The sequence below is a fragment of the Thermoanaerobaculia bacterium genome, assembly GCA_035260525.1.
Lineage (GTDB): Bacteria > Acidobacteriota > Thermoanaerobaculia > UBA5066 > DATFVB01 > DATFVB01.
Genome location: DATFVB010000151.1, coordinates 1 through 4,220, shown reverse-complemented (window position 1 = coordinate 4,220; position 4,220 = coordinate 1). Strand labels below are relative to the sequence as shown.

The 4,220-nt window shown below is 71.6% G+C and carries 3 protein-coding genes; 2 read left to right on the top strand and 1 reads right to left on the bottom strand.

Annotated elements, in window-relative coordinates:
- The first annotated feature begins 366 nt into the window (after positions 1–366).
- Positions 367–669, top strand: a complete 303-nt coding sequence (locus VKH46_07040; protein ID HKB70586.1) for a metalloregulator ArsR/SmtB family transcription factor — start codon at positions 367–369, stop codon at positions 667–669.
- Positions 666–3,191 (top strand): heavy metal translocating P-type ATPase, encoded by a 2,526-nt coding sequence (locus VKH46_07035; GenBank protein ID HKB70585.1) that lies wholly within the window; start codon positions 666–668, stop codon positions 3,189–3,191. Before VKH46_07040 ends, VKH46_07035 begins: the two co-directional genes overlap by 4 nt.
- A gap of 27 nt (positions 3,192–3,218) precedes the next feature.
- Here VKH46_07035 and VKH46_07030 read toward each other — a convergent pair whose 3' ends face one another.
- Complete coding sequence (locus VKH46_07030; protein HKB70584.1) at positions 3,219–3,962, bottom strand: hypothetical protein; 744 nt, start codon at positions 3,960–3,962, stop codon at positions 3,219–3,221.
- Positions 3,963–4,220: the final 258 nt, after the last annotated feature.

The window sequence follows — 4,220 nt, the reverse complement described above, 5'->3', positions numbered from 1 at the left end:
CGGGCAGACGCTCGCCAAGGGGTCTTTGGCGGAGGCGCGCACGAGCGTGCGCGCGACTGTGGAGATGATCGCGCAGCCGGCGAAGGTTGCGGGACAGAGGAGGCGAGCCGGCTTTGGCGGGTCCTGTCGCGCGGACGCCCTCTCGGCCGGGCCGGCGCACGCTGCGGAGGGGCTACGAGAACCGTGCGCGGCGGCCGGCTCCTCGGCGGAAATCGTGCCGCGCCGCGTCATCCCCCCCGGGGAGAGGAGGCTCGCCAGAGGCGGGCAGGTGAGGGTATCCCGCACGATCGCTCGGGGCATCGGCCCGTGCCGCGTACGAGGGAGAGAGAATATATCAACGACTCTTGATATCATCCATGGATGTCGATGAGTCAGGACCGATTCGCCGCCGCCGCCGCGACCGCCCGCGCGCTCGCCGATCCGACGCGGCTGGCGATCCTCTCACGGCTCGCGCGCGGGGAGCGCTGCGTCTGCGATCTCTCCGAGGAGCTCGGCGCCGCGCAGTCGCGCCTGTCGTTCCACCTGAAGACGTTGAAGAGGGCCGGCCTCCTCGTCGACCGGCCGGAGGGACGGATGACCTATTACGCTCTTCGGCCGGAAGCCGCGGACGGGCTGGCGGACCTGCTGGAGCGCCTGGCGTCGCCCCGGCGGCAAAGGAGGGCTCGATGAGCCAGGCGATCGACCCGGTGTGCGGCATGACGGTGGACACCGAACGCGCCGCCGCGCGCGTGGCGCACGGCGGCAAGGAATTCTTCTTCTGCAGTCCCGGCTGCGCCGAGAAGTTCCGGGCGGACCCGGAGCGATTCCTCGCTCCCGGCGCTCCCCGGGTGCCGATGCATCCCATGCCGATGAAGAGCGCCCTCCCCTCGATGCCGGTCGCGGCGCCCGCGGGCGAGCGCGACCCCGTCTGCGGGATGACGGTCGACCCGGCGCGGGCCGCGGCGACCGTGACGCACGAGGGAAAGACGTATTTCTTCTGCCGGCCGGAGTGCGCCGGAGCGTTTCGCGCAGATCCGAATCGGTACCTCGGGTCGACAGAGGCTCCCGTCCCTCCTCTCCACCCGGAGAGGGGGGGTGAGGTTTCGTCTCGGCGGCCGCCGTCGAACGCGGACGCGGAGACGTACACCTGCCCGATGCACCCGGAAATCCGGCAGAAGGGCCCGGGAAGCTGTCCGATCTGCGGCATGGCGCTCGAGCCGGTCGAGGTCACCGCCGAAGAGACGAAGGACCCCGAGCTCGTATCGATGTCGCGCCGGTTCTGGGTCTCGCTCGTCCTCACCGCGCCCCTTCTCGTTCTCTCGATGGCGCACGTCGGCCCGGGATGGCTCCAGTTCGTCCTCGCGAGCCCCGTCGTCCTCTGGGGAGGCGCGCCTTTCTTCGCGCGCGCGTGGCGCTCGGTCGTGAACCGCTCGCTCAACATGTTCACGCTGATCGGGATCGGAACCGGCGCCGCGTACCTCGACAGTGTCGCCGCGCTGCTGGCGCCCGGCGTCTTCCCCGATTCGTTCCGCGAGCACGGGCGTCTTCCTCTCTACTTCGAGCCGGCCGCGGTCATCACGACGCTCGTGCTCCTCGGCCAGGTCCTCGAGCTCTCCGCGAGGTCGAAGACGACCGGCGCGATCCGGGCGCTCCTCGGCCTCGCGCCGAAAACGGCCCGGCGGATGCGGCCGGACGGCGGCGAAGAGGACGTCCCGCTCGACGCGATCGCGAAGGGCGACCGGCTGCGCGTGCGCCCCGGGGAACGCGTGCCCGCCGACGGCGTCGTCCTCGAGGGAAAGACGGCAGTCGACGAATCGATGCTCACGGGCGAACCGCTGCCCGTCGAGAAGAACGCCGGGGACGAAGTGCGGACCGGGACGATCAACGGCACGGGAGGAATCGTCATGCGGGCGGAGCGCATCGGCGGAGAGACGCTGCTCGCCCGGATCGTCCGGTCCGTCGTCTCCGCGCAGCGGAGCCGCGCGCCCATTCAGCGGATCGCCGACCGCGTCTCGGGGTGGTTCGTGCCCGGAGTCGTGCTCGCCGCCGCCGCGACGTTCGCCGTCTGGAGCGTTCTCGGGCCGGAGCCGCGTTTCGCCTACGCGCTCGTCAACGCCGTCGCGGTCCTGATCATCGCGTGCCCCTGCGCGCTCGGTCTCGCGACGCCGATGGCGATCATGGTCGGAACCGGGCGGGGAGCCGGCGCCGGCGTCCTCGTGCGCGACGCGGCCGCGCTCGAGACCCTCGGAAAGGCGGACACGATCGTCCTCGACAAGACCGGCACGCTCACCGAAGGGAAACCGCGCGTCTCCGCGGTCGAGCCTCTTCCCGGCTTCGCGGCGGACGAGATCCTCCGGCTCGCCGCGAGTCTCGAGCGCGCGAGCGAGCATCCCCTGGCCGCCGCGCTCGTCGCCGAGGCCGAACGCCGCGGCCTCCCGGCGGCCGAATCGAAGGACTTCCGCTCCGTGACCGGCAAGGGGGTCGAGGGAGAGGTCGGGGGACGGCGGCTCACGGTCGGAAACCGCGCGCTGCTGGCGGACTCCGGCGTCGACGCCGCGCCGCTCGAGCCGCTCGCCGCGCCGCGGGAGCGCGAGGCCGAGACCGTGCTCCTCGTCGCGGTCGACGGGCGGCCGGCCGGAATCGTCTCCGTCGCCGATCCGCTCAAGGCGACGGCGGCCGAGGCGGTCGCGGAGCTCCACCGCGCCGGTTTCACCGTCCGACTGCTGACGGGAGACACCCGTCCCGCGGCGGAGGCCGCGGCGCGGCGGGCCGGGATCGACTCGGTCGAAGCCGGCGTCCTCCCGGATGCCAAGCGGGAAGCGGTCCTTCGCCTCCAGCGGGAGGGAAAGCGCGTCGCGATGGCGGGAGACGGAATCAACGACGCGCCGGCGCTCGCGCAGGCCGACGTCTCGATCGCGATGGGGACCGGGACGGACATCGCGATCGAGAGCGCGGGGATCACGCTCGTCCAGGGAGACCTGCGCGGGATCGTGCGCGCCGTGAAGCTCTCCCGCGCCGTCATGCGGAACATCCGGCAGAACCTCTTCTTCGCCTTCGTCTACAACGCCGTCGGCATCCCGCTCGCCGCGGGTGTCCTCTATCCGTTCTTCGGTCTGCTGCTTTCGCCGATGATCGCGTCGGCCGCGATGAGCTTCTCGTCCGTTTCCGTGATCGGGAACTCGCTGCGGCTGCGGAGGGCGAAGCTCGACTGAGGGCTACCGGGCCCCGCGGGGCGTCGGCTACCGCGCTTTCAGGTCCCGCCGGAACTCGGAGAGCCAGTCTTCGGGAAGCGGAGCCGGAGAATCGGCGACGCCCTCGGCTTCGGCGACGAGGACATGGGGCAGATCCGGCACGTCGTCGGACTTCTCGTGCCCCTCGAGACCCCGAAGCTCCGGGTGCGGGCTCTCGCCGTACGCGTGGAAAGAGACCTCGGCGAACCCGCACGCGCGGAGAGCCATCGCGAGGGTCGAGCGGTTGTAGAGGAACTGGTGCCCCCAACCGTGGAACGCGCGGTTGGTCCGAAGACAGTCGAAGAGCCCCTGGTCAGCGGGGAGGGAATCGTCGAGCCGGTAGTGCGTCGAGAGCACCCAGGTGAGGTTGGGCGTCGAGAGGCGAAGGATTCCGTCGGGTCGGAGGACGGAGCGGCAGGCACGCAGGAACGCGAGACCGTCGTCGAGCGCGAGATGCTCGAGGAAGTGTTCGGCGTAGATCGCCGAGGCGTTGGAGAACGGCAACCCCTGGCGCACGTCGACGACCCGGTCGACCCCGGGCAGCGCCTGGTTGTCGACGTTGATCCATCCGTCGAGATGCCTTTGTCCCGCGCCGACGTGGATCCGCACCGGAACCGGGTCTCCCGGGTCCGCCCGACGGAAGAACCTCACGATGTCGCGCGCACGCTCGTGCGCGCCTCCTTCAGACTCCCCGGCGAGCGTCTGCCCGAAGGTCGCGACCTCCCGTCGCGAGCGGCGCGGGTGGCGCGGCACGACTCCCGCCGAGGATCCGACCGCCGCGCACCGTTCTCGTAACCCTGTCCGCACCGCGCGCCGGTCGGTCCCGGACCTTCGGTCACCCTCACCCGGCCGCCGGCGGCGGCCACCCTCCCCCGTCGGGGGAGGGGGATCTTGCAGCTCACTCCGTTCGCGGCTTCGTGTGGGCGGCCGCGTGACAGGACCCGCGATCCCGCTCGCCTCCTCCGTCCCGCGACCTTCGCCGGCTGCGCGATCATCTCCACAGTCGCGCGC

Coding starts and splice junctions, on each gene's coding strand:
- VKH46_07040 (HKB70586.1), top strand. CDS start 367: ATGAGTCAGGACCGATTCGCCGCCGCCGCCGCGACCGCCCGCGCGCTC.
- VKH46_07035 (HKB70585.1), top strand. CDS start 666: ATGAGCCAGGCGATCGACCCGGTGTGCGGCATGACGGTGGACACCGAA.